The sequence below is a fragment of the Clostridium sp. AM33-3 genome (assembly GCF_003480315.1).
Lineage (GTDB): Bacteria > Bacillota > Clostridia > Lachnospirales > Lachnospiraceae > Brotaphodocola.
Genome location: NZ_QUIV01000009.1, coordinates 1 through 25,538, shown reverse-complemented (window position 1 = coordinate 25,538; position 25,538 = coordinate 1). Strand labels below are relative to the sequence as shown.

At 48.6% G+C, this 25,538-nt stretch carries 21 protein-coding genes; 19 read left to right on the top strand and 2 right to left on the bottom strand.

Features of this window, described 5'->3' with window-relative positions; genetic code table 11:
* The first annotated feature begins 16 nt into the window (after window positions 1-16).
* Complete coding sequence (locus tag DW819_RS07010) at window positions 17-1,402, top strand: MATE family efflux transporter (RefSeq protein WP_118732691.1); 1,386 nt, start codon at window positions 17-19, stop codon at window positions 1,400-1,402.
* Window positions 1,403-1,481: 79 nt separating this feature from the next.
* Here DW819_RS07010 and DW819_RS07005 read toward each other — a convergent pair whose 3' ends face one another.
* The gene (locus DW819_RS07005) at window positions 1,482-1,940 is read right to left on the bottom strand and encodes a hypothetical protein (RefSeq protein ID WP_347560182.1); all 459 of its coding nucleotides are present in this window, start codon (window positions 1,938-1,940) and stop codon (window positions 1,482-1,484) included.
* A gap of 256 nt (window positions 1,941-2,196) precedes the next feature.
* On the opposite strand from DW819_RS07005, the gene yqeB reads away from it, so the two are divergent.
* The 16 genes from yqeB to DW819_RS06925 all read left to right on the top strand — a co-directional run bounded on the left by yqeB (window position 2,197) and on the right by DW819_RS06925 (window position 23,166).
* Complete coding sequence (yqeB, locus tag DW819_RS07000; RefSeq protein WP_118732689.1) at window positions 2,197-4,494, top strand: selenium-dependent molybdenum cofactor biosynthesis protein YqeB; 2,298 nt, start codon at window positions 2,197-2,199, stop codon at window positions 4,492-4,494.
* Between the two features lie 68 nt (window positions 4,495-4,562).
* Window positions 4,563-5,192 carry a hypothetical protein gene (locus DW819_RS06995; RefSeq protein ID WP_118732688.1) on the top strand — a complete coding sequence of 210 codons (630 nt, stop codon included), beginning with the start codon at window positions 4,563-4,565 and terminating at the stop codon, window positions 5,190-5,192.
* 6 nt (window positions 5,193-5,198) lie between these two features.
* Window positions 5,199-5,687 carry a dihydrofolate reductase gene (locus DW819_RS06990; RefSeq protein ID WP_118732687.1) on the top strand — a complete coding sequence of 163 codons (489 nt, stop codon included), beginning with the start codon at window positions 5,199-5,201 and terminating at the stop codon, window positions 5,685-5,687.
* Window positions 5,688-5,833: 146 nt separating this feature from the next.
* On the top strand, window positions 5,834-6,718 hold the full coding sequence (locus tag DW819_RS06985) for a sulfide/dihydroorotate dehydrogenase-like FAD/NAD-binding protein (protein ID WP_118732686.1): 885 nt from the start codon (window positions 5,834-5,836) through the stop codon (window positions 6,716-6,718).
* A gap of 78 nt (window positions 6,719-6,796) precedes the next feature.
* Window positions 6,797-8,185, top strand: a complete 1,389-nt coding sequence (gltA, locus tag DW819_RS06980; RefSeq protein WP_118732685.1) for an NADPH-dependent glutamate synthase — start codon at window positions 6,797-6,799, stop codon at window positions 8,183-8,185.
* A gap of 234 nt (window positions 8,186-8,419) precedes the next feature.
* A complete protein-coding gene (locus tag DW819_RS06975) occupies window positions 8,420-9,112 on the top strand; it encodes a hypothetical protein (protein WP_118530060.1) in 693 nt (230 codons plus the stop codon).
* An 18-nt stretch (window positions 9,113-9,130) separates the two neighbouring features.
* Window positions 9,131-10,141 carry a GGGtGRT protein gene (locus tag DW819_RS06970; RefSeq protein WP_118530062.1) on the top strand — a complete coding sequence of 337 codons (1,011 nt, stop codon included), beginning with the start codon at window positions 9,131-9,133 and terminating at the stop codon, window positions 10,139-10,141.
* Between the two features lie 258 nt (window positions 10,142-10,399).
* Window positions 10,400-11,014, top strand: a complete 615-nt coding sequence (locus DW819_RS06965) for a metal-dependent hydrolase (protein ID WP_178275933.1) — start codon at window positions 10,400-10,402, stop codon at window positions 11,012-11,014.
* A 158-nt stretch (window positions 11,015-11,172) separates the two neighbouring features.
* On the top strand, window positions 11,173-12,753 hold the full coding sequence (locus DW819_RS06960) for a glucose-6-phosphate isomerase (RefSeq protein ID WP_118732683.1): 1,581 nt from the start codon (window positions 11,173-11,175) through the stop codon (window positions 12,751-12,753).
* A gap of 9 nt (window positions 12,754-12,762) precedes the next feature.
* Window positions 12,763-14,136 (top strand): Wadjet anti-phage system protein JetA family protein, encoded by a 1,374-nt coding sequence (locus DW819_RS06955; protein WP_118732682.1) that lies wholly within the window; start codon window positions 12,763-12,765, stop codon window positions 14,134-14,136.
* 119 nt (window positions 14,137-14,255) lie between these two features.
* Window positions 14,256-14,873: a DUF4194 domain-containing protein gene (locus DW819_RS06950; protein ID WP_118732681.1), complete on the top strand. Its 618-nt coding sequence runs from the start codon at window positions 14,256-14,258 to the stop codon at window positions 14,871-14,873.
* Window positions 14,854-18,237, top strand: coding sequence for an SbcC/MukB-like Walker B domain-containing protein (locus tag DW819_RS06945; RefSeq protein ID WP_118732680.1), 3,384 nt, complete (start codon window positions 14,854-14,856; stop codon window positions 18,235-18,237). The genes DW819_RS06950 and DW819_RS06945 overlap by 20 nt, the downstream gene beginning before the upstream one ends.
* On the top strand, window positions 18,227-19,408 hold the full coding sequence (locus DW819_RS06940; protein ID WP_118732679.1) for a Wadjet anti-phage system protein JetD domain-containing protein: 1,182 nt from the start codon (window positions 18,227-18,229) through the stop codon (window positions 19,406-19,408). The genes DW819_RS06945 and DW819_RS06940 overlap by 11 nt, the downstream gene beginning before the upstream one ends.
* A gap of 327 nt (window positions 19,409-19,735) precedes the next feature.
* A complete protein-coding gene (locus DW819_RS06935) occupies window positions 19,736-20,557 on the top strand; it encodes an MBL fold metallo-hydrolase (RefSeq protein ID WP_347560181.1) in 822 nt (273 codons plus the stop codon).
* Between the two features lie 14 nt (window positions 20,558-20,571).
* Window positions 20,572-21,744: a sugar diacid recognition domain-containing protein gene (locus DW819_RS06930; RefSeq protein ID WP_118732677.1), complete on the top strand. Its 1,173-nt coding sequence runs from the start codon at window positions 20,572-20,574 to the stop codon at window positions 21,742-21,744.
* A gap of 78 nt (window positions 21,745-21,822) precedes the next feature.
* Window positions 21,823-23,166, top strand: a complete 1,344-nt coding sequence (locus tag DW819_RS06925) for a GntP family permease (RefSeq protein ID WP_118530243.1) — start codon at window positions 21,823-21,825, stop codon at window positions 23,164-23,166.
* A 75-nt stretch (window positions 23,167-23,241) separates the two neighbouring features.
* On the opposite strand, the gene DW819_RS06920 is transcribed toward DW819_RS06925, so the two are convergent.
* Window positions 23,242-24,078 carry an AIM24 family protein gene (locus DW819_RS06920; protein WP_118732676.1) on the bottom strand — a complete coding sequence of 279 codons (837 nt, stop codon included), beginning with the start codon at window positions 24,076-24,078 and terminating at the stop codon, window positions 23,242-23,244.
* 197 nt (window positions 24,079-24,275) lie between these two features.
* Here DW819_RS06920 and DW819_RS06915 point away from each other — a divergent pair, with 197 nt between their 5' ends.
* Both DW819_RS06915 and DW819_RS06910 read left to right on the top strand, forming a co-directional pair.
* The gene (locus DW819_RS06915) at window positions 24,276-25,127 is read left to right on the top strand and encodes a hypothetical protein (RefSeq protein WP_118732675.1); all 852 of its coding nucleotides are present in this window, start codon (window positions 24,276-24,278) and stop codon (window positions 25,125-25,127) included.
* 175 nt (window positions 25,128-25,302) lie between these two features.
* Window positions 25,303-25,485 (top strand): hypothetical protein, encoded by a 183-nt coding sequence (locus DW819_RS06910; RefSeq protein ID WP_118732674.1) that lies wholly within the window; start codon window positions 25,303-25,305, stop codon window positions 25,483-25,485.
* Window positions 25,486-25,538 lie beyond the last annotated feature (53 nt).

Sequence of the window (25,538 nt, the reverse complement as noted above, 5' to 3'; positions counted from 1 at the left end):
TGAGGGGAAGGGGAACATGGAACAGTCAGCAAAGAAAACAGGGAAAACCTATGAAATGGATATGTGCAGCGGACCGCTTTTTCCGAAGATTGTGGCGTTTGCGGTTCCGCTGATCTTATCCGGTATCCTGCAGCTGTTATTTAACGCGGCAGACATTATTGTAGTGGGACATTTCGCAGGCAGGGAATCTCTTGCTGCGGTTGGTTCCACGACAGCACTGATCAACCTGATGATCAATGTGTTCGTGGGACTTTCCATCGGTGCCAATGTACTGGTGGCTCAGTATTCCGGTGCAAAAAAATTAAAGGATCTGGAAGAAACCGTGCATACAGCCATGATGCTAGCTCTGGCCGGTGGCTTTTTTCTGATTTTTGTGGGAGTCTTCTTTTCCAGTCCGATGCTGGGCCTGATGGGAACGCCGGATGATGTACTGCCGCTTGCGGCGCTGTATCTGAAGATTTACTTTATCGGTATGCCGGCAACTCTTACATACAATTTTGGGGCTGCAATCCTGCGAGCTGTTGGTGACACCAGAAGACCACTGTATTTCCTGCTGTTTGCGGGTGCAGTCAATGTGGTGCTAAACCTTGTTTTTGTGATCGCTTTTTCTATGGGAGTGGCCGGTGTTGCAACCGCAACCGTGGTATCCGAGTGCATTTCCGCAGTACTGATCGTGCAATGTCTGGCACGTTCAGATTCCGCATACCGCCTGTGCCGGGAAAAGATGAGGATTACAGAGTCTAAGGTAAAGCAGATCATGAAGATCGGACTGCCTGCCGGATTCCAGGGAGCAATCTTTTCTGTATCCAATGTGCTGATCCAGTCCTCTATCAATTCCTTTGGATCCATTGCCATGGCAGGAAGTACGGCTTCGGCGAATGTGGAGGGCTTTGTATACAATGCAATGAACGCAGTTTACCAGACAACCTTAAGCTTTACCAGCCAGAACTATGGAGCAGGCAAGATGGACCGCGTCACAAAGATCCTTCTGGACTGCTTGGGGCTGGTCGTTCTGGTAGGTGTTGTGATGGGCGGCGGAGCTGTTTTGCTCGGACCGAAGTTGTTACAAATCTACTCCTCTGATCCGGAAGTGATTTCCTATGGCATGATGCGTATGCGGATCATAAACGGAAGCTATTTTCTGTGCGGAATTATGGACACTATGGTAGGCGGTCTGCGGGGGCTTGGCCATTCTGTTGTTCCGATGCTGGTATCACTGACCGGCGCCTGCCTGTTCCGTGTGGTATGGATTTTTTCTGTATTTGCAATGCACCGGACAGTGACCACGCTTTATCTTTCTTATCCGGTCAGCTGGATCATTACCTTCACGGCTCACATTATCTGTTATATCGTGATTCGCAGGCGGATGGCAGCGCGGCGAAAATCGCGGGATGAAATCTAAAAGACGAGAAAAGAGAAAAGGCCTCGTGCTTGCCGGCATGAGACCTTTTTTCTGTATTATGGGAAATTGCATATGTGTTTCAGCTTTTCGCATCTGCGGTGAAATGCTTTTCCAGCAGATAGAAAAGGAAGTGCACAAGTGCTGCACCCAGGCAGATGGTAAAGAGATATAACAGATTGGCAGGGATAATGCCGGCAGCCATCGCAATCTCATGGAAAACCGGCTGGGTACTGGGGTAATAGGGTGAAATGTAGAACATATCGGCTTGTCCATGTCCCGGTGCAAGGATGTTGATGAAAAAAGCAATGGAACAGCTGGCCAGGAACAGAGGGAGTGTCTGCAGATACCCCCTCAGGCATAAATCGGAACGTCTGCCTGCAAAAACAAACAGTCCTATGAAGACCAGGAGCAGATGCCAGATATACCCGTGCAGGGTCAGTGTCCAGTGGATGCCGCGAAAGCCTTCTGATACGATGAGCGCAGCCAACCCGCCAAGCAGGTTAAAATCCTGCAAAAAGGTGCAGACAGCAGTCTTCATACTTTTATGCTTCAGAAATGGAAGAAGCAGGCAAAGATACATGGGGAGACTGCACAGCTGAAATGGAAAAAACCACCAGTCGTAATGGCACTTGTCGATGATAAAATATAAAAAGCATTGTTTATAACACTCTGTCAGAAGCAGGAAAAGACCGCAGGAAAAGAGAATCCGGTCATATGTCCTATCCGGGAGAGAGCGAACATGGTATAATAATTTCATGGAGAAATTATAGCACGATGAGGGGGAAAGAACAAGGATGGAGCAGAAACTAATTGTTGCTTCGGTGAAAGCAGAACGCTGGGATCCGGAAAAACAGAATTTTGAAGAGACGGACAGCATTCTGGCAGCACTGGGGTTCGCAGACTGGAGGACTCTGCCACGAGTCATTTCCATAGTAGGTGCGGGAGGAAAGACCAGCACGATGTATGATCTGGCAGAAGAGCTTGCCGCAAAAGGCGCCCGGGTCCTGATCACTACCAGCACGCACATTGCGAAGCCGGAGCAGTACAGGACTGAAGTGATACCGAAGCTTGCAGATCTGGATGCGGCGAGTTATGCCGGTGCGCTCCGGAATCCGGGCGGTTTCATTCTGGCAGCAGGAAAACAGGTGGAGGATCCGGACAATGCGTGGAAGCTTGCCATGCCGGAGGACCTCGGAGAGGAGCGTGTGATGAAGCGGCTGCTCTCACAGTTTGATGTGATCCTTATTGAGGCAGACGGAGCCAAGCGTTTGCCGTTAAAAGTTCCATCAGATACGGAACCGGTTTTGATTCCGCAGACCGGGCTGATCATAGCCTGTGTGGGGCTGACAGCCGGTGGAAAGCAGTTCGGCGACAGCTGCTTCCGGTTCGCGTCCAATGGCGGCTGGCTTCATAAGGAGGCACAGGATGTCATAGGCGCAGAGGATATGACGCTCCTTCTGATGGATGAGCGTGGAAGCCGAAAAGGCGTGGATGGCCGCTATTACCGCATTCTGCTGAACCAGGCAGACACAAAAACGGAGCAGAAGCTTTCAGAAAAAATTGCCTTTATGCTGCCGGGAAATCTGCAGTCGGGATGTGCCAGAACAACCAGGAAAAGGAGAAGAAATACCATGATTGATACAGAAACAACTGACACGGTGATGACAAACACAGAATCAAAACAGAGACTTACCGGAATAACGGACGGTATGGGCCGGGTTCTGATCAAAGGCTCCGGAGATCTGGCCAGCGGCATTGCACTGCGCCTGCACCGGGCCGGCTTCCGGATCCTGATGACGGATATTGCGGTGCCGACTACTGTGCGGCGTACTGTGGCATTTTCTCCGGCAGTTTATCAGGGGCACATGCAGGTGGAGAACGTGACCGGTGTGCTGTGTGATTCTGTAAAAGTGGCAGAGCAAGAGATCCAAAATGGCAATATAGCTGTTATGGTGGATGAAACAGCACGATGTATCCATGAATTTCATCCGGATGTGGTGGTTGACGCCATTCTGGCAAAACACAATCTTGGAACAAAGATCACAGATGCCCCCTTTGTGGTTGGTGTTGGACCAGGATTTACTGCCGGGGAAGACTGCCACTGCGTTGTAGAGACGAAACGTGGCCATTATCTGGGCCGGTGTATCTGGAAGGGAAGCGCCATTCCAAATACGGGAATTCCGGGCATGATCGGCGGGTATGGACTGGAACGTCTCATTAAGGCTCCGGCAGCCGGTGCTTTTAAAGGAGCAGTAGAAATTGGTGCAGTAGTGAAAAAGAATGATGTGGTGGGCTATGTGGACCAAACTCCGGTGCTGGCGCAGATTGATGGTGTTGTGCGGGGACTTTTGCAGGATGGTGTGGAAGTGACAGCCGGCATGAAATCCGGTGATGTGGATCCACGCTGCGATGTGGCACACTGCTTTACTGTTTCCGACAAGGCATCCTCCATCGGTGGAGGCGTGTTGGAGGCTGTTTTGAATTACCGCTTCCGGCCTCATGACCATATGCCGGTTGCCATGGTGCTTCTGGCAGCCGGGGACAGCCGCCGTTTCGGCGGAAACAAGCTGCTGGCGGAGGTGGATGGCCGGCTGATGTACCGCCATGTGGCAGATGAGGTAAATACCATGCCGGAGGATTTTTTTGCGAAAAAGATTGTGGTGAGCCAGTATGATGAGATTCTGGAGGATCTTGGGAGAGAGGGATTTGAGACGGTAAAGAACAATCAAAGTGCCCTGGGAATCTCCCATTCTGTTCACCTCGCCCTGGAACAGATCCCGGAGCATTACGCGGTCTGTTTTTCAGTCAGTGACCAGCCGTGGCTGACCCGCGAAACCATTCGCGGACTTGTGACAGCATTCCGTAAAAATACAAGGGGAATGGTCTGTGCATCCTGGGAAGGCATGGATGGAAATCCGGTCATCTTTGCACCGGAATACCGGAAAGAACTGCTTGCACTGAGTGGGGATGTGGGAGGAAGAAAGGTACTGCTGGCGCATCCGGAGGACGTGGCCCGCTTTGTTGCCGGGAGCAGCCGGGAGCTGGCGGATGTTGACGAGAAATCCCAGCTTTGCTATAATCAGAACGATTGACTGCGGAATATAAAAGCATATACAGGCTGCAGCCATTGTTTTGACATCCCATAAGGAAGGAATACAACATGATTAAATTAGAACGTACCAGCGTCATGAATCTGGAAAATGCCATGCGCGGGGCACGCAATCCTATGAACAGCTGGAACCGGATGGACAGCTTTTATGATGAGGACGGCAATTACGTGCTGGGACCAAATGATCTGGGACTGGCCAAGCGCCTGCGCCGCGCCGGAAGTGACCACCGCAAATATATCCGCCAGGTCTTCGTATCGGTGGATATCACCGCGCCCATGTACTGGTGGAAGGAATATGATACCTACAAGGTGGCAACGGTGGCAAACTCCACCAGCACCATGCATAAGATCCACAGCAAACCCTTTGAGTTAGATGATTTTAGCCATGACCATCTGACACCGGAGAGCGAGGCCTATATGCAGACCATTGTGGATCAGCTGGAAAAGATCCGCTTGAAATATGTGGAGACCAAGGACAAGGCATACTGGTATGACATGATCCAGCTTCTGCCCTCCAGCTACAACCAGATGCGCACCTGCACCTTAAATTACGAAACCCTGATCAATATCTATTTTTCCAGAAAGAATCATAAGCTGGATGAATGGCATACCTTCTGCGACTGGATCAAAACCCTGCCTTACGCAAAGGAACTGATCCTGGCTGAGGAAGAGGAGGCGTAAAATAGCGTGAAACTGATTGCGGCAGTAGATAAAAACTGGGCCATCGGAAATAAAGGCCAGCTTCTGGTGTCCATTCCCCAGGATCAGAAAATGTTCCGGGACGAAACCATGGGCAAGGTTATTGTCATGGGAAGAAAAACGCTGGAGAGTCTGCCGGGAGCACAGCCTCTGTACGGGCGGACGAATATTGTACTTACGACCGACCCGGATTACAGGGTCAAAGGAGCTTCTGTATGCGGCAGCGTGGAAGAAGTGATGGAACTGCTCCGTGCTTATCATACGGATGATGTCTATATCATCGGCGGGGAAAGCGTATACCGGCAGTTTCTCCCGTACTGTGATGAGGCACAGATCACCTGGATCGATTTCGCATATGCGGCAGATACACATTTTCCGAATCTGGACCAGGATGCAGCCTGGGAAATGGTTCAGGAAAGCGATGAGCAGACATATTTTGACCTTTGTTACGAATATCGGCTGTACAAAAAGAAATAAAGCTGTATAATATATGTTATGTTATTAACAATAAGTGTTGCCATTTGAACCGGGAAGTGCTAAAATAGTTTTAGCATATCTAAAAAAATTTTTTGCTGCTATAGATGGCATGCACAATTTGCAGAACGCAAAACAGGAGGAAGGAAATGTATAAGATTTTAAAAGCGGAAAAGCTTGCGGAGAAGATTTTCCTGATGGATGTAGAAGCTCCGAGAGTGGCAAGATCCTGCCAGCCGGGTGAATTTGTCATTGTGAAGATGGATGAGAAGGGTGAGCGTATCCCGCTTACCATCTGCGATTTCGACCGTGAGAAGGGTACCGTAACCATCGTATTCCAGATCGTAGGCGCATCTACCTTAAAGATGTCTGAGTTACAGGCAGGCGACGCATTCCAGGACTTTGTGGGACCGCTTGGTCAGCCGTCCGAGTTTGTAAAGGAAGATATCGAGGCAGTAAAGGGCCGCAAGTACTTATTTGTAGCAGGCGGCGTTGGTACTGCACCGGTTTATCCGCAGGTTAAGTGGATGAAGCAGCATGGTATCGATGTTGATGTTATCGTTGGTGCCAAGAATAAAGAACTGCTGATCCTGGAAGACATGATGAAAGCGCAGGCCGGAAATCTTTACATTACCACCGATGACGGTTCCTATGTGCGCAAGGGCATGGTAACCGAGGTGATCAAAGACCTGGTAGAGAACCAGGGCAAGCAGTACGATGTGTGCGTAGCCATCGGACCGATGATCATGATGAAATTTGTATGCAAACTGACCAAGGAGCTGAATATCCCGACTATCGTCAGCATGAACCCGATCATGGTAGACGGAACCGGTATGTGCGGAGCATGCCGTTTAACCGTTGGTGATGAAGTGAAGTTCGCATGCGTTGACGGACCAGAGTTTGACGGTCATCTCGTGAACTTTGATGAGGCAATGAAGCGTCAGCAGATGTACAAAACCGAAGAGGGCAGAGCTATGTTAAAGGCAGTCGAGGGTGATACCCATCATGGCGGCTGCGGACACTGCAACGGTTGATCCGGGCATCAGACTCACTCATTGGGATTCATTAGACAAGGCAGCATAAAGCTGTCTGTGATCGGAGGATAATTAAGAATGGACGTATTAAAGAAGACTCCTGTCAGAGAGCAGGACGCAAAGGTGCGCGCTACCAATTTTGAGGAAGTGTGCTATGGATACAACAAAGAAGAAGCTATGGAAGAGGCTTCCAGATGTTTAAAATGTAAAAATAATGCAAAGTGTATGGGCGGCTGCCCGGTCTCCATCAATATCCCTGGCTTCATCAAAGAAGTCGAGGCCGGAAACTTTGAGGCTGCAGCCAATGTCATCGCTGAGTCTTCCGCACTTCCTGCAGTATGTGGCCGTGTGTGCCCGCAGGAGAGCCAGTGTGAGGGCAAATGCATCCGCGGAATCAAGGGTGAGCCAATCTCCATCGGCAAGCTGGAGCGTTTCGTGGCTGACTGGTCCAGAGAAAACGGTTTTGTTCCGAAGGCAGCGGAGAAGAAAAACGGCAAGAAGGTTGCCGTTGTCGGTTCCGGCCCTGCTGGTCTGACCTGCGCAGGCGATCTGGCAAAGCTGGGTTACGATGTTACCATTTTCGAGGCACTTCACGAGCCGGGCGGAGTATTAACCTATGGTATTCCGGAGTTCCGTCTCCCGAAAGAGACCGTTGTCCGTTCTGAAATCGAGAACGTAAAGAAATTAGGTGTTAAGATCGAGACAGACGTTATCATCGGCAAATCCGTTACCATTGATGAGCTGATGGACGAAGAGGGCTTTGAGGCTGTCTTCATCGGTTCCGGAGCAGGACTTCCGAAATTCATGGGTATTCCGGGTGAGAATGCAAACGGCGTGTTCTCAGCAAATGAGTACTTAACCAGAAACAACCTGATGAAAGCCTTCCGCGAGGACTATGATACCCCGATCGTAGCAGGCAGGAAGGTTGCTGTAGTCGGTGGCGGCAACGTAGCCATGGATGCTGCAAGAACAGCACTTCGTCTCGGCGCTGAGGTACATATCGTGTACCGTCGTAGTGAGGCAGAGCTTCCGGCCCGTGTGGAGGAAGTTCACCATGCAAAGGAAGAGGGTGTGATCTTTGACCTTCTGACCAACCCGGTAGAGATCCTGACCGATGAGAATGACTGGGTAAAGGGCATCAAGGTTGTGAAGATGGAGCTTGGCGAGCCGGATGCATCCGGAAGACGCCGTCCGGTAGAGATTGCAGGCTCCGAGTATGTGATGGATGTAGATACCGTCATCATGTCACTCGGTACCTCTCCGAACCCGCTTATTTCCTCTACTACGGAGGGACTTGAGATCAATAAGCGTAAATGTATCGTTGCGGAGCCGGAGAACGGACAGACCTCTCGTGCCGGAGTGTTCGCAGGCGGTGATGCCGTAACCGGTGCTGCAACCGTAATCCTGGCTATGGAAGCAGGAAAGCACGGTGCAAAGGGTATCCACGAGTACTTAAGCAATAAATAATCAAACATAAAATAATGGAAAAAAAGAGCAGGTGCCACATATATTTGAGGTATCTGCTCTTAAATTTCTACAAAAAAACTATGGACTATTTGTCACTTTTGTGAGAAAATGTATTCAAGTATGGTGTGATGTTTTTGACAATCTTTCATTTGCCGGGTACAGGGCTGAAAAAATTGCGGAAACATCGTGCAGCACGTACTTTCAGGACATTACATAGTTGAAAGGAGTTTTAACATGATTTATTCACATGAAGTAGAAGAGATGTGCACAGTTGCACAGGGCGTTCATCATGGCGCTGCTCCGATTCCGGAAGAAGCAAAATGGGTACAGTCCAAGCAGGTTTCCGACATTTCCGGTTTGACCCATGGTGTGGGCTGGTGTGCTCCGCAGCAGGGTGCCTGCAAGCTTACCCTGAACGTAAAAGAGGGTATCATCCAGGAGGCTCTGGTTGAGACCATCGGCTGCTCCGGCATGACTCACTCCGCAGCAATGGCAGCAGAGATTCTTCCGGGCTTAACCGTTCTGGAGGCTCTGAACACCGACCTGGTATGTGACGCAATCAACACCGCAATGAGAGAACTGTTCTTACAGATTGCATATGGCAGAACTCAGAGCGCATTCTCTGAGGATGGACTGCCGATCGGTGCCGGCCTGGAGGATCTTGGTAAAGGTCTTCGTTCCCAGGTTGGTACCATGTACGGAACCTTAAAGAAAGGTCCTCGTTACCTGGAGATGGCTGAGGGCTATGTAACCGGTATCGCTCTGGACGCAGACGATCAGATCATTGGTTATCAGTTCGTAAGCCTTGGCAAGATGACTGACTTCATCAAGAAGGGTGATGACCCGAACACCGCTTGGGAAAAGGCAAAAGGTCAGTACGGCCGTGTTGCTGATGCAGTTAAGATCATCGACCCGAGACAGGCGTAAAGAAGGAGGACTATAATCATGGCATTATTTGAATCATATGAGAGACGTATCAAACAGATCAATGAAGCATTAAACAGCTATGGCATTGCTTCCATTGAAGAGGCAGAGAAGATCACCAAAGACGCAGGTCTTGATGTATACAAGATGGTTGAGGGTATTCAGCCGATCTGCTTTGAGAACGCTAAATGGGCTTACACCGTAGGCGCAGCAATCGCAATCAAGAAAGGCTGCAGAAAAGCAGCTGAGGCAGCAGCAGCAATCGGCGAGGGCCTGCAGGCATTCTGTATCCCGGGTTCTGTTGCAGATACCCGTAAGGTAGGTCTTGGCCATGGTAACCTCGGCAAGATGCTTCTCGAAGAGGAGACCGAGTGCTTTGCATTCCTGGCTGGCCACGAGTCCTTCGCAGCAGCAGAGGGCGCAATCGGTATCGCTGAGAAAGCAAACAAAGTTCGTCAGAAACCGCTTCGCGTTATCTTAAACGGTCTTGGAAAAGACGCTGCTCAGATCATCGCACGTATCAATGGCTTCACCTATATCGAGACTGAGTACAATCCATACACCAACGAGGTTAAGGAAGTATTCCGCAAATCCTACTCTGAGGGTCTTCGCGCAAAGGTTAACTGCTACGGCGCAAACAGCGTTCCGGAAGGTGTTGCAATCATGTGGAAAGAGAACGTAGACGTTTCCATCACCGGTAACTCTACCAATCCGACCCGTTTCCAGCATCCGGTAGCAGGTACCTACAAGAAGGAGAGACTGGAAGCAGGCAAGAAGTACTTCTCCGTAGCTTCTGGCGGCGGTACCGGACGTACCCTGCATCCGGATAACATGGCAGCAGGCCCGGCTTCCTATGGTATGACCGATACCCTTGGCCGTATGCATTCCGATGCACAGTTCGCAGGTTCTTCTTCCGTTCCGGCTCACGTAGAGATGATGGGTCTGATCGGTGCAGGTAACAACCCGATGGTTGGTATGACTGTAGCTGTAGCTGTAGCTGTTGAGGAAGCAGCGACCGCTGGCAAGTTCTAATTAAAAATGGCTTAAAATCAAGCGAAAAGGGACTTTTAGAGATTACTCTGGAAGTCTCTTTTTGATTTCAACTATATCCAGGAATTAAAAAAGTCGTCTATAAAATGGCAAAAGTCTACGAAAAATCTCAATGTAGGCTTGGAAACGTTTAGGCTTAAATGTGATATCTTGAAATCGAGTTCATTGACAAATATAAAAAGTGGTTCGCATATAACAGAAGACAGAATGAGATATAGAAGGAGAATAGAGAGAAAAGATATGCTTGGAAAAACACACATGGCGGTTGGCGTGGCAGCCTCGCTGCTGCTGCTTCAGCCCCATACATTACCGGAGCTGATCCTTGGTGCCGGGACAGCGGCTGTAGGCTCTGTGATCAGTGATATAGATTGCGGAACTTCGGAGAGCAGCCGCAGAGCGGATCAGATTATATTTGTGCTGGAAACGATAGTGATCGGTATCGTGGTGGTAGAAGCACACTGGCATCTGGGCCTGTATCAGCGGCTGATGAGCAACAGCTCGGTCAGCCGCATTGTGCTGGCCTGTGCCGCCTTTCTGGCAATCTGTGCCTACGGAAAGAAGACGCCGCACCGTTCCTTTTTCCATTCCTTTTTGGCAGGAGGCCTGCTTATGAGCAGTGTTGGCGTATTTCTGCCAATACTGGTCCCATATTTTGGGATTGCTTTTGCATCCCATTTGGTTCTTGATTTTCTGAACCACAAAGGAGAACAGCTTCTGTATCCGTACCGGAAGCGGTTCAGCCTGGGAATCTGTTCCGCGTCAGGGCTGGTCAATCGGTTATTTCTGTTTTGCGGTTCTGTTTTGTCCGTGGGAGTAACGCTGAAACTTCTGACAGGCGTGATTTTTCATCGATAAGAAAGAATCGGGTAACAAGCAGATCAAAAAAGGGGTTATTGTGTCTCCTGTCCGTGAAAACTCTTGAAATTCAGAAAATCTGAGAGTATAATTATCATGATTGACAGAAAATTATCGACTTAAAAATCAGTATAATGTATTGAAGGAGGAATCAAAATATGATTACCTGGAATAACCTGGATACTCTTACTTCCTATCAGGAGCTGGAAAAGGCAGCCCGTGTGAATCTTGCGGAGGCAATGACCGGTGAGAAAGGCGCAGAGCGCGTTAAAAAATACAGTGTGCCGATGGCAGAGGGACTTGTTTACCACTATGCAGCAAAGCAGGTAGATGATACTGTGCTTGACGCATTGAAGAAACTGGCTGATGAAGCGCAGCTGGCAGAGAAATTTAAAGCTCTTTACAATGGCGAAGTTATCAATACAGGAGAGAAACGTCTGGTCCTGCATCACATGACCCGTGGTCAGCTGGGGAATGCAGTTATCGCAGATGGCGTGGACAAGCGTACTTTCTACAAGCAGCAGCAGGAGCGTATCGCAGAATTCGCCAACAAGGTTCACAATGGGGATATCACGAATGCCGCAGGAGAAAAGTTTACTACGGTTGTTCAGATCGGTATCGGCGGCAGTGACCTTGGCCCGAGAGCCATGTATCTGGCATTGGAAAACTGGGCAAAGAAGAACGGCACTTTCAAGATGGAGGCAAAGTTCATCAGCAATGTAGATCCGGATGATGCCGCAGCCGTATTGTATGGCATTGATGTGGCACATTCCATCTTTGTTCTGGTTTCCAAATCCGGTACTACGCTTGAAACCCTGACCAATGAGTCCTTTGTGAAAGATGCGTTAAAGAAGGCAGATCTCGATCCTTCCAAACACATGATCGCTGTAACCAGTGAGACTTCTCCATTGGCTAAGAGCAGTGATTATCTGGCAGCGTTCTTTATGGATGATTACATCGGCGGACGTTATTCTTCTACTTCCGCAGTGGGAGGCGCTGTACTCTCCCTTGCATTTGGCCCGGAGGTGTTTGCACAGTTTCTCGATGGCGCGGCAGAGGCAGACAAGCTGGCAGCAGAAGCAGATGCAACAAAGAATGCTGCTATGTTAGATGCCCTGATCGGTGTTTACGAGCGCAATGTGCTTGGTTATCCGTGTACTGCAGTGCTTCCGTATTCTCAGGCATTAAGCCGTTTTCCGGCACATCTTCAGCAGCTTGACATGGAGTCCAACGGCAAATCTGTCAACCGCTTCGGCGAGCCGGTAAGCTATGTGACCGGACCGGTGATCTTTGGTGAGCCGGGTACCAACGGCCAGCACTCCTTCTATCAGCTTCTGCATCAGGGAACCGATATTGTTCCTCTGCAGTTTGTAGGCTTTAAGAAAAACCAGATGGAGACCGATGTCGTGATCCAGGGAAGTACCAGCCAGCAGAAGCTCTGTGCAAACGTAGCAGCCCAGATCATGGCATTTGCCTGCGGAAAGGCAGACGAGAACCGCAATAAAAACTTCGAGGGCGGCCGTCCTTCCAGCATCATCATCGGTGAGCAGGTAAATCCGGGTGCTCTTGGTGCACTTCTGGCACATTTTGAGAATAAAGTGATGTTCCAGGGCTTTTTATGGAATGTAAACAGCTTCGATCAGGAAGGCGTACAGCTGGGCAAAGTTCTTGCAAAGCGTGTACTGGCTCATGAGACAGATGGTGCCCTGAAGGCCTTCAGCGATCTGCTCGAAATCTAAGCATACCTTATGGAAAATCAGTTTTTGGAAATTCCGGATTCCTTCTGGGGATTATTCCGTTCAAAAAACCGTCAGGTTTATATTGACGCACTGCTGCAGATTAATGAAGAATATCAATACAGCAACTATTTCCTAAGCAGGGAAATCTGTATTCAGACCCTGAGTGATTATTTTGCGAAAACACGCGTGGTGATGGTTCAGGACGAGCTGGAGGATGAGCTGGACATGCTGGAGCCACTGGCTACCCGCATTTTAAACTGGCTGCTGAAGTCCGGATGGCTCAGGAAGGTGGATGATTACCTCAATATGAGCGTAAATATCGTCATTCCGGACTATGCAGCAGTCTTTGTCAGTGCTTTTGCACATCTGGCAGGGGAAGATGAGGATGACACTCAGGTTTATATTCAGAATATCTATGCAATTTTGTTTGCCTTCAAGAATGATCCGCGCTGCAATATTTCATTGTTAAAGACAGCGCTGGTGAATACCAGGAGATTGAACAAAACGTTGCAGGATATGCTTCATAATATGGATCAGTTTTTTGCCAGTCTTCTGGAACAGAAAAGCTACGGAGATCTTTTGCAGGAGCATCTGGATGGCTATGTAGAGGAGATTGTCCGGAAAAAATATCATATTTTAAAGACTTCGGATAACTTTTACCTGTATAAGACAGATATCAAGCATTGGCTCATGCAGATGCGCCAGGATGTTTCTTGGCTGGATATCGTCTGTGTGCGGAATAAGCAGCTTCGTGGGTTGGACCTGACTCCGGAGGACATTATCGGCCAGCTGGATCTGATCGATCGCGGTTTTGATGATATTGAACATCGCATCTGCAACATGGATACAGAGCATACACGGTATATCCGGGCTACGGTGACCAGACTTAATTATCTTCTGAATCAGCAGGATAATATGAAGGGGCTGGTCATTCAGCTGCTGAATGATTTATCAGCTTCTTCGGAAGAAGATCTGGAGAAAAAACTGGCTCTCACGGCTTCCAGAATGAATTTTTCCCAGTTTACGGTGATTTCTGATCATTCCCTGTATAAACGGTATAAATCACGCCAGGATTTTACGGCGGAATTGATGCCGGAGGAGGAGCCGGAAGAGCTGACAAGAGAAGAAATCCTGCAGCTGAACCGTATGAAGAACCGTTACAGTCGGAAACAGATTCGTGCCTTTGTACTGGAGCGGATGGTCAACGGACGGTTTGCCGTGACAGAAGATACCGTTTCCTCACCGGAGGATTTTGAAAAGCTGGTTCTTGCGTACGATGATTCCGTGCGTAAGGACAGTCCGTACCGGGTTCTGGATCAGGAAGTGCCTGTGGTAGAGCATGCCGGATACCGGTATCCGGCACTGGTATTTGTAAAAAAATGAGCAGTAAACAGCGAAAGCCTGGCGAAATGTCAGGCTTTTGTTTTTTTCTTGGTATTTCGTCGAAAAAGGCATGGATTTATTGTATAATAGGTGTATTGATAAAAGAAAGGAAAAATTGGATGATCGATTATTTTGAGGCACTTTCCGGAGCTGAGCAGGAACAGGTTTCGGAAAGTATCCGTTTATTATACCGGCAGACCTTTTTGCTGGAACGTACCTATGACCGTAAGGCAAAGCGCAGCCAGACCAATCCGGCATTTTATGATTGCAACCGTCACCTGGAATTTATTCAGAAATACTTTTCTATTATGGGGATTGAGGTTGTGGAAAACAGTCAGCTTGGCCTGATCTATATCCGGGGAGAACAGGTTGTGGGAGAAAAACTCCCGAAACTGGCTACACTCTATGTTCTGATCCTGAAACTGATCTACGATGAGCAGATGTCATCGGTATCTACATCGGCCAATGTCGTCACCACCTTGAGTGAGATCCATGAAAAACTTGCTACCTACCGTTTGCTGAAAAAACAGCCCTCTGTCTCCGAAATCCGAAGAAGCCTGGCTATGCTGAAAAAGTATCAGGTAGTGGAACCGCTCGATGTGTTGGAGGAACTGGACGGATTCAGCCGTCTGGTAGTTTATCCAACCATTCATGTGATCCTGATGGGGGACGATGTGCGGGAACTGTTGGAAACATTCCGCGAAGGAGAAGAGGAAGATGGAAAATCAGAGATTTGAAGCCTTGTCCAGGATATGCCTGAACAACTGGCATTATATTAAACACAGGACCCTTTCTTTTGATGATGGGATCAATTTTTTTACCGGGCATTCCGGAAGTGGAAAATCTACCGTCATTGATGCCATGCAGATCGTGCTTTATGCCAATACAGACGGCCGTGGCTTTTTTAATAAGGCAGCGGCAGATGATTCTGACCGAAGTCTGATCGAGTATCTGCGCGGCATGATCAATATCGGAGAAGATAACAGCTTTTCTTATCTGCGAAATCAGAATTTTTCCAGTACCATCGTGCTGGAGCTTCGACAGACAGATACCGGAGCCAGTCAGTGTGTGGGCGTTGTTTTTGATGTCGAGACTGCTACGAATGAGATCGGTCGTATGTTTTTCTGGCATAAGGGACCGATACCGGATCATGAATACCGCAAAACAGACCGGGCCATGTCAATCAATGAGGTAAAAAACTGGCTGATGGAAAGCTTTTCCAGGGAGGAATGTTATTTTGGTTCCCATAATGAACGTTTTCGCAAACAGCTTTATGATATCTATCTGGGTGGTCTGGATGCGGAAAAATTCCCGCTTTTGTTTAAGCGTGCGATCCCATTCCGCATGAATATCAAGCTGGAGGATTTTGTAAAAGAATATATCTGCATGGAGCAGGATATCCATATCGAAGACATGCAGCAGAGCGTGACGGAGTATGGGCGCTTAAGACACCGGATTGAGGATACCTGCCGGGAGATCGACAGCCTGAAAGCTATCTGCGGGCAGCATGAGACTATGGCAGCAGCCCGGAAAGAAAAAGAACTGTGCGGATATTTTGCGGGCAAGTTTGATATGCTGCAGGACCGACGGAAAATCCAGGAAAGCCAGGACAAGATCCAGGCACTGGAGGCAGACCAGGAGAAAGCGGCTCAGGATGTGGCTGCCATGGAGACAGAGATCCAGGAACTGACGGCGAAAAGCGAAGAGCTTCTGCGCAAGATTTCCAGCAGCGGCTACGAGGAACTGAAAAGCCAGTTAAAGGCCGTCAACGAGCTGGTAGAGCATCTGGGCAGCAGCCAGGCCCGCTGGAAGCAGACAGCCGAAAAACTGGCGGCCTGGAACGAGGAAGAAATCGCATCCAACAGCACCCTCTGGGATGTCGAGGCCTTTGAGAAGGGCGTGATCAGTGAGGAAGCCTTAAAACGCCTGCAGGAAGATCTGCTTCAGATGCGGAAAGAAGTGGAGAGCCAGATGCAGGATGCCCGCAGCCAGATCCGGGAAAAGAGCAAAGAACTGAAGAAGGCCCAGGAGGAGATTGCCCAGTTAAAGGCTGGAAACAAAGCTTATCCGAAAGAACTGGAAACCGTCCGGAATATCCTTCAGACCCAGCTTTTCTTAAAGACCGGAAAGAGCGTGGAGGTAGAGGTTCTCGCAGATCTCCTGGAAGTGCGGGATGACGCATGGCGCAATGCCATTGAGGGCTATCTTGGAAACAACAAGCTGCTTCTGACGGTGGAGCCAAAGTACGCGAAGGCTGCGATGGAAATTTACAAAGAGCTGGACCCGAAAAAATATTACCGGGTTGCTGTGCTGGACACAGAGCGTGTTCTGGCAGATGAGCAGCCGGTTTTAAAGGGTGCACTGGCAGAAGAAGTGGAGGCTGGACGCGATTACGCCCAGGCTTACATGAATTTCCAGTTAGGCAAGGTCATCAAGTGTGACAGCGTGGACGAACTGCGCAGCTGCCGCGTCGGCATTACAAAGGATTGCGTGCTGTACCACAGCTACCGGATCCAGCACATCAATCCAGATTTGTATACAAGGTTTGCTTATATCGGCAAAAAGAGTATGCGTCAGCGCGTGAAGCTTCTGGAAGAATTCATCCGGAAACTGCAGGAGGAAATGGAACCGCTGCAGACTATGTTAAAGGATGGCGAGCGTGTGCTTGGTCTGGAATTCTTAAGCCAGGATCTGGAAGTCTACCTTGGCTGGAAAAAGGACAAGGCAGATTATCTGGAAAAGCAGCAGGAGCAGAAAGACCTGCGGGAGCGTCTGGAGCAGTTAAAGAGCCAGAACGTGGCGGCCTGGGAAGAAGAACGGGCGTCCATTGTGGAACTGTGCAAGCGCCGGGAGAAGGTGCTGGAACAGGTAAAAGAGCAGAGAAACCGGTCAGAGTGGGCTGGAGAAAATGAGAAACGGACTCTGGTGAATTTGGAAAAAACCCTGACAGAAAAAGAACGAAATCATGTGGAGCAGCCAGAATTTGACGCAGAGTTTCAGGAACTGTTGGAGCAAAAGCAGGCGAGCGGTGCGGTTATCCGCTATGATCTGCAGTGTGGAGGATATCTGAGAAAGCAGGAAAAGGCCGAAGAAGAACAGGAGACGGAAATGCAGAAGCTGCGGGAACTCCGGAATGCCTATCTGCGCACCTATCCTCACCGCAATTTTTCTGTGGAAGCCGAGAACAACGAGGAATATCAGAAGCTGCTGGATGATCTTGCCTGCGATCGCCTGGAGGAATATCGGAAACGTGCCGGAGAGCAGGCAAAGGCAGCAGTGGAGCATTTCAAGGATGACTTCATGTACAAGATCCGCAGTGCCATTAAGGAAGCATTACAGCGCAAAGACGAGTTAAACCGCATCATCAGCCACCTCGATTTCGGTAAGGACCGCTATCAGTTCTATATTGGAAAGAATAAGCGCAGCGATGGACGGTTTTACGATATGTTCATGGATGATGCCCTGCAGATCAAGCCATCGGATCTGGATATCGGACTGGACAACCAGTTGAATCTCTTTACCATGGAGCATGAAAGCCAGTATGGACCGCTTATCAATGAGCTGATCGACATCTTCATCCCGCCTGATCACGCGACCCCGGAGGAACTGGAAACAGCCAAACGCAACATGGAAAAATACGCTGACTACCGGACCTATCTTTCCTTTGATATGCAGCAGCTGATCCAGAATGAGGACGAAGTTCTGAAGATCCGCCTCAGTAAGATGATCCGCAAAAACTCCGGCGGCGAGGGACAGAATCCGCTTTACGTGGCCCTGCTGGCAAGCTTTGCCCAGGCCTACAAGATCGACTTAAAGCCGGGACTCAGGAGAAACCCGACCATCCGTCTGGTGGTGCTGGATGAAGCATTTTCTAAGATGGATGCGGAGAAGGTGGCAAGCTGCATCAAGCTGATCCGCGGACTGGGATTTCAGGCCCTCATCAGCGCCACCAACGACAAGATCCAGAACTATCTGGAAACCGTGGACAAGATCTTCGTATTTGCAAATCCGAATAAGAAAAATATTTCCATTCAGGAGTTCGAGAAACCGGAGTTTGAGCAGCTGAAGGAGGATCTGGCAGAGGAAGAGGATGAAGAATAAAAGGGAGAAGGATTATCTGGTGCGCCGGATTCTCGATAAGATCGAAAGCAGCAGCGTGGACTGGAGGGAAAACGCGTCGGGAAACCGGAGCCTGAAAATCCAGCAGGAGGATTTTAACCGGGCAGGAAAATCAGAACTCCTGGAGGAAGCCCGGATGCTGGAACAGCGCGGACTGATTCAGATCAAATGGCTGGAATACGGAAATGACATCGAAAAGATTACTTATTGTCTGAAGCAGGCTGGGCGGTTCTGTGAACTGTCTGGCCTGACTCCGAAATGGGGGCGGATTCAGGAAGAGATGCAGACGCTTTGCAAATGGAGTAAACAGGCTCAGACCGGGTGGCTGAAAGCGTATTATGAGGATCAGGCGGCATCTCTGGAAAAGGGGAAGCAGTCTCCAGATCTGTCGAAGTACGGGGAACAGCTTTTTACCTGCCTGGATGCCCTGGAAAAGCTGAAGGAGCCGGTTTATCAGCGAGTGTTCAGTGTTGCGGTACTGGGCAGTACCAAAGTATTTGAAAATGTGCTGAGAACAAGAGTTGTCTCAATTCTGTCTGCGTATCATCCGGATGTTGATGAGGCTATGAATGATAAAGAAATTTTATCTCAGGTTTATCTGGAGGAATACGCCCAGGAGCTTGCTGTGAAGGGAAATCTGAAAATCATCCTGAAGGGGAAAGAAATCTCCCTGGAGGACTTTTGTTATGGAACGGTGCTCAACACGAAAACGCTCCGCCATGCGGAAGTTCCGGCCGGTCAGAATATCAGAAAGATCATAACTGTAGAAAATAAGGCTAACTATGTTTCCATGCCTTACGAGGAGGAAACTCTGATCATATTTTCTCATGGTTTCTTTTCTCCATTGGAATGTGAGTTTTTAAGAAAGCTTCTGGCAGTTCTTCCTGATGTGGAATTTTATCACACTGGGGATTTGGACTACGGCGGCATCCGTATTTTTCGCCATATCCGTGAACATGTCTGCTCCCGGGTCCGCCCATTAAGTATGGACGCAGATCAATACGACTATTATATACAACGTGGTTATGAGATAAAACCGGAAACCCTGAAAAAACTGGAAGACATGCGGGGAACGGAACCACTCATGGAAGAACTCATCGAGCACATGATCAAAGGGAAAATGGGAATTGAACAGGAATGTTTTCTGATATGACGTTTTTTCTATATCAGATGGAGAAAAAATCTCCATAAAAGGGAGGAGCCGGTGAGCCTTCCAGGCCCGCCGGCGATTATGAAAAAATTTATCAAATTGTACTTGGCAGCTTCATTTGATGATGTAAGTATATCGAGAAAATGTGAAAGAAGTTTTTCCTGGATATGGAATGTTTGTAACGAATTTATGAACAGTTCATGAACAGGAGAGACTTCTTTTTACGTCAAAAAATAATTCTGAAAATTGTGATCTGTCACAATGATGAAAATGACAGAGTGTGTTATAATGAATTATACAATGAAATGAAAAAAATAAGGGGGTGAGTTGGTGAAAATAACAACTGTCATGGACAACAGGCGTGGGGAACAGAAATCTCTGACAGCGGAACATGGCTTGTCATTTCTGGTGGAAACGGAAAAATCACGGATTTTGTTTGATTTTGGCGCAGGAAAGGCAGCGTATGATAATGCCTGCAAGCTGAATATTGGGATGGAGAACATAAAATATGCGGTGGGAAGCCATGGCCATTATGATCATGCAGGCGGTTACCCGGAATTTGTGAAAGAGGGGCTTCATTGTCCACTGTATACAGGGACGGGCTATTTTGAGGAAAAATATGCCCGGGACGGCAGAAAAGCTACCTATCTTGGCTGCGGATTCAACGAAGCCTGGATGCAGGAACAGGGATTGGAACACCGGATCTGTGACGGATATCTGGAGCTGGAATCAGGATGTTATCTGGTCGGAAACTTTGAGCGCACCCATGATTTTGAGCAGATTCCGGATCGCTTTGTACGGCACCGCGGCGGCCAGTGGGTGAAAGATGATTTTTCCGATGAAATCTGCATGGTGTTAGATGGAGCGGAGGGTCAGACTGTGATCGTAGGCTGCAGCCATCCGGGAATCTTAAATATTCTGACCACGGTGCAGAAGCGTTTTGACAAACCCATCCGGGCAGTTTTTGGCGGCACACATCTGGTAGAAGCAGATGCAGGACGGATCCGCGCCACATTGGAACAGATGAAGCAGATGGGAGTCGGCCTTATCGGATTTAATCATTGCTCCGGAGAACTGCTTCAGGAGATCATGGATCAGGAAACCGGACTGGAACATTGTTATCTGGGTGCGGGGGACTGCATTTACCTGTAAAAGGAGAAAACGCAATGAGTGAATTCGCAAAGCTGGCACAGGATTTTGTAGAAGCTACCTCTCTGCTGGTTGGCCAGCGGACCATTAACATCATGGATCAGAAGGGCATCATCATTGCGTCTACGGAAAAGCACCGGATCGGTGATTTCCATCAGGGGGCTTCGGAGGTTCTGGCAACCGGAAAGCCGGTCCGGATCAAAAAAGAGGATCTGCCACGTTATCCGGGAACCAAGGAAGGCTACAATATGCCGATCTTCCTGAATGATGAGATCATCGGTGTAGTCGGGATCTTCGGATGCGAAGAAGAGGTGCAGAGCATTGCCAATCTGCTTCGTGTCTATGTGACACAGAGCTTTTCCCAGCTTCAGATGACACAGAAACAAAACCTGGAGGCAGAGCTTCGTAACCAGCTTTTTAGACTGCTTCTCTTCGGAGGGAAAAGCCAGAAGGAGATGATCGCAAAGCTGTGCGGCATGCTGGATCTGCAGCTGGAATTTCCGGTCTGGATCATTTTGCTGTATGAGCGTGCAGCGGAGCGCAATATGAAGCATCTGCTGGATTACCACCAGTTCATTCAGAATCTGATCTGGAAAAATGTGCTGGACAGGAGACGCGATGTATTTGGAATCCAGAATGCGGATTATGTGATCCTGCTTGGCGGAAGCGGTGAACTTCTGGAAACACGAAAGCGTCTGGATAAACTGCTTCAGGAGATTGAAAGAGAAGCTGTCTGGAATGCCGCAGTCAGCAGTCCATGCAGAAATATGGAAGAAGTATCAGAGGGTATGAAGGAAGTATCGGTGCTGAGAAACAGGAGAGGAGGTATGATTCAGAATCTGGAGGAGCATACATGCAGAATGCAGTATCTGATGGGGAGATTTACCGTTCAGGATGGTGCGCGGACCGTAGTACGGATGCTCCGCAGGCTGGAAGACCAGCACGGGGAAAAACAGGCGGAGCAACTATTACAGACAGCTCAGGTGTATTACGAATACGGAGGAAGTGTCGCAAAGGCGGCAGAAAAACTGAATCTGCATAAGAACACATTGCTGTACCGCATGAAACAGCTGTACCAGACTTTGGAACTGGAGCAGGATACCGTATTTGTGCGGGAATTCTTTATCCGAATGCTTCTGGAATACCGGAATATGCCGGAGAGCGGTAAAAGCCCGAATAGCATGGAATAAGAAAATGCAGTTCGTGAAGCGCATGAACTGTGACGAATTTGGAGAATGGATCGTGTTTAGCGAAAAGGAGGTATTTGTATGTCAGGTTTATTTATCTTTGGCGTGATATTTTTAGCAGTTGTATGTATGGTCATAGCCATATCGAAGTTTAACATGCACCCGTTTCTGGTGCTGACCGTTATTGCAGTTTTAGTCGGTCTTGTATGCGGAATCCCGACAGAAGAGGTAATCAGTACCGTCAAGAGCGGCTTTGGTAATATCCTGGCCAGCATCGGTATCGTAATCCTGGCCGGAACCATTATCGGAACAATTCTGGAAAAAACCGGTGCAGCACTCACTATGGCAAACACTATTTTAAAGATTGTCGGAAAAGAAAAGAGCGTTCTGACCATGGGCATCACCGGTTACATTACCGGTATTCCGGTTTTCTGTGATTCCGGTTTCGTTATCTTAAGCCCGATCTCCAGAGCACTGGCAAGCCAGAGTAATGTCTCCCTGGCTGTTATGGCTACCGCGCTTTCCGGCGGTCTGTATGCAACCCATTGCCTGGTACCGCCGACTCCCGGCCCGATCGCTATGGCAGGTACCCTGGAAGCAGACCTGGGACTGACCATTCTGGTTGGCCTGATCATTTCCATACCGGCTGTTGCATCTGCCCTGATTTATGCAAATAAGGTATCCAGCAAGATTGATATCCCGGCAAATCCGGAGTACACCGTAGAAGAACTGGTAGAGAAATACGGCAAGCTTCCTGGTGCATTACATAGTTTCTCCCCGATCCTGCTCCCGATCATCCTGATTGCATTAAAATCCGTCAGTGATTTCCCGAGCGCACCCTTTGGTGACGGCGCCGTGAAGATGTTCTTCTCCTTCATCGGTAACCCGGTTATCGCCCTGATCCTTGGTGTATTTCTTGCCATGACCCTGATCCCGCAGGAAGAGAAGCAGAATTCCCTGAAATGGATCACCGAGGGTGTTACCAACTCCGCAGGGATCCTGGCTATTACCGGTGCAGGCGGTTCCTTTGGCGCCATCCTTCAGAAGCTCCCGATCGCGGACGCTCTGAGCGCATCCTTACTGGGACTTGGTGTTGGCGTGTTCCTGCCGTTCATCATTGCAGCACTGTTAAAGACCGCAATGGGCGCTTCCACGGTAGCAATGATCACCACCTCCGCTATGATCGCGCCGATGATGCCGGCGCTGGGATTTACTTCTCCGTTAGCAAAGGTTCTGGTCATTATGGCTATTGGTGCAGGATCCATGACCGTATCCCATGCAAATGATTCTTACTTCTGGGTTGTATCCCAGTTCTCAGATATGGATACGCAGGATGCGTATAAATGTCAGACCGGTATGACGGCAGTTATGGGTGTTACCACCATTATAGTCGTATTTATTCTGTCTCTGATTTTTGTACACTGATTGCCAACAGGTAAATAAAGTCGTTTTAGACGATATGAATGCCCCGCAAACTTATGGGTTGCGGGGCATTATGAGTTATTTTCCAAATGTATTGCTATTTTTAGCAGCAGCTTTGGCTGCAAGTGTATTTGTAGAAGAAAACAGGGAATCAGTTGGTGCAACAGGACTCATCAGCACACGACCGGAACCGCGGTACACATTTACGAGGCCTTCGCCGCTTACTGCAGATCCAACCAGAGTTTTGGTGGTGCGTTCTACGGTAAAATCAAGATTTGAGGACCAGCATACAGCTAGATTGCCATCGATTTTTAATTCATCGTTTTCCAGTTCAATTTCAATCAGTTCATCTTCCGGTACATTACTCTCTAAAGCAACCGCACCGTTACCCTGCAGGCTCATATTAAATAAACCTTCACCGCCTAATACAGCGGAAGATAGAGTCTTACGTGCCACAATGTTGCGCTTAACATTTGCGTCACAGGCAAGAAACATTCCATCTTCAATGGTCATTCCAACACTTCCCCATTTGGAAACATCCTGAAGGATAATATATTTGTAGGTTGGTTCCAGAACAAGAAATCCTTCACCGATATATTCAGGTTTTACGGCAGTTTCTTTGGTGACGGCCCCTTTGATGGCCTTGCCAAAGAGATCACCGAGTCCCTTTACTCCGGATGTTGCCTGTACATTTCCACCCATCCATTGCATGGCACCGGCCTGAATGACGGCAGAATGATCTCGGCTGATGTCAATGACTACCTGCCGCCTCCGGACATTCATCTTACTCATGAAGTATTCATCGATAGCGTTCATAGGAGATACGCTGGCATCCTGAACATATTCTAATACATGAAAGTTATTGATAGTGTTGATAATTTTACGGTTATTGTTCTCAAGATTAACAATTCTCATGATGGATTCTCCTTTGTGTGATTATTGTAGAAAACCGTTGCATATGAATCATAGTATATATGGAAATTATACAAAAGTAAACATACGGATTAGGAAACGGTGAATCCAACTATTTTTGAATGAAACAAGCCCTGCACCACATATCCGTTTTTGTCATATGCTATACTGTAACCATTTAAAAAAGGGGACAACAGTATATGGCATTTTTCACAAATCAGGCGCAGCTGCGCTATGGAAATGAAGTGGCCAATTCCAATATTACCGTCGGAGAAATTCAGGAAGTATTGTCTGTTACCAAGAGTGCGGTAAAACGGGCGTACCGTCAGCATGATACCGTAACCTATATCATCAACATCGTTAATGCAGGTACAGTGGAGTATACCGGACTGACCATGACCGATGATCTGGGACGATATGCCTTCGGAGAAGGAGCGCGTACGCCGCAGGATTATGTCGCGGGGACCATTCACTATTACCGGAACGGTGTGCTCCAGACAGCTCCAACTGTAGAAGCAGGACCGCCGCTTGTGATTACCGGGATCAGTGTGCCGGCCGGCGGAAATGCGACGATCATTTATGAGACCAGGCTGAATGCCTACGCACCGTTGCAGCCGGAGGCAGAAGTCACCAATACCGTGACAGTATCCGGAACCTGCATTACCGGAATCACCGCGGCGGAAACGATTTCTGCAGTGGCAGAGCCGGTCCTCTCTATTACCAAATCGGTCAGCCCGGTCCCGGTGACGGAGTGCGGCAGACTGACCTATACCTTTGTGATCCAGAATACCGGTAACACTCCGGCTGTTCCGGCCACGGAAGCTCTTGTGACGGACACCTTTGACCCGATTTTAAGAGATCTGACTGTCACCTTCAATGGAGCTTCCTGGAGTGCGCCTGCAAATTATACCTACAATGAAACAACCGGTGAATTTACCACCACATTAGGAGAAGTGACGGTTCCTGCAGCCACCTACACTCAGGATCCGGCGACCGGAGCGTGGATTACCAGTCCGGGTGTCAGCACTTTGATCGTAAGCGGAACGATTTAACAGTAATGCCGGGATTTTTTGTTTGAGATTTGAGCCGTCTGATTCGGACTGCATTGCAATTCCAGTCCAGCCTTGCTATAATTGTCAGAAGAAAAAATGTACTGATTTATAAGTATAACTGGTGTTTTTGAAATAGGGAGAAGATAAAAGCAAAGGAAACAGGAGAAATTAAAATATGGGAAAATCAGGAAAAGAACGGCGCGCTATCATGCGTGACTACATGGAAACACATGATCTGGATTCAGCACAGTCACCGTTAAAATATGATCTTCATAAATATGCGTCTTATCTGGAAAAACATCATCTGGACGCAAAAAACGTGAAGCCGGAGATACTGGAACAGTTTCGCATAAAATAAAAATTTGAGTTACAAAGCTGAATAAAGGTCCGGAAGTGAAAGAGACCGCCTTC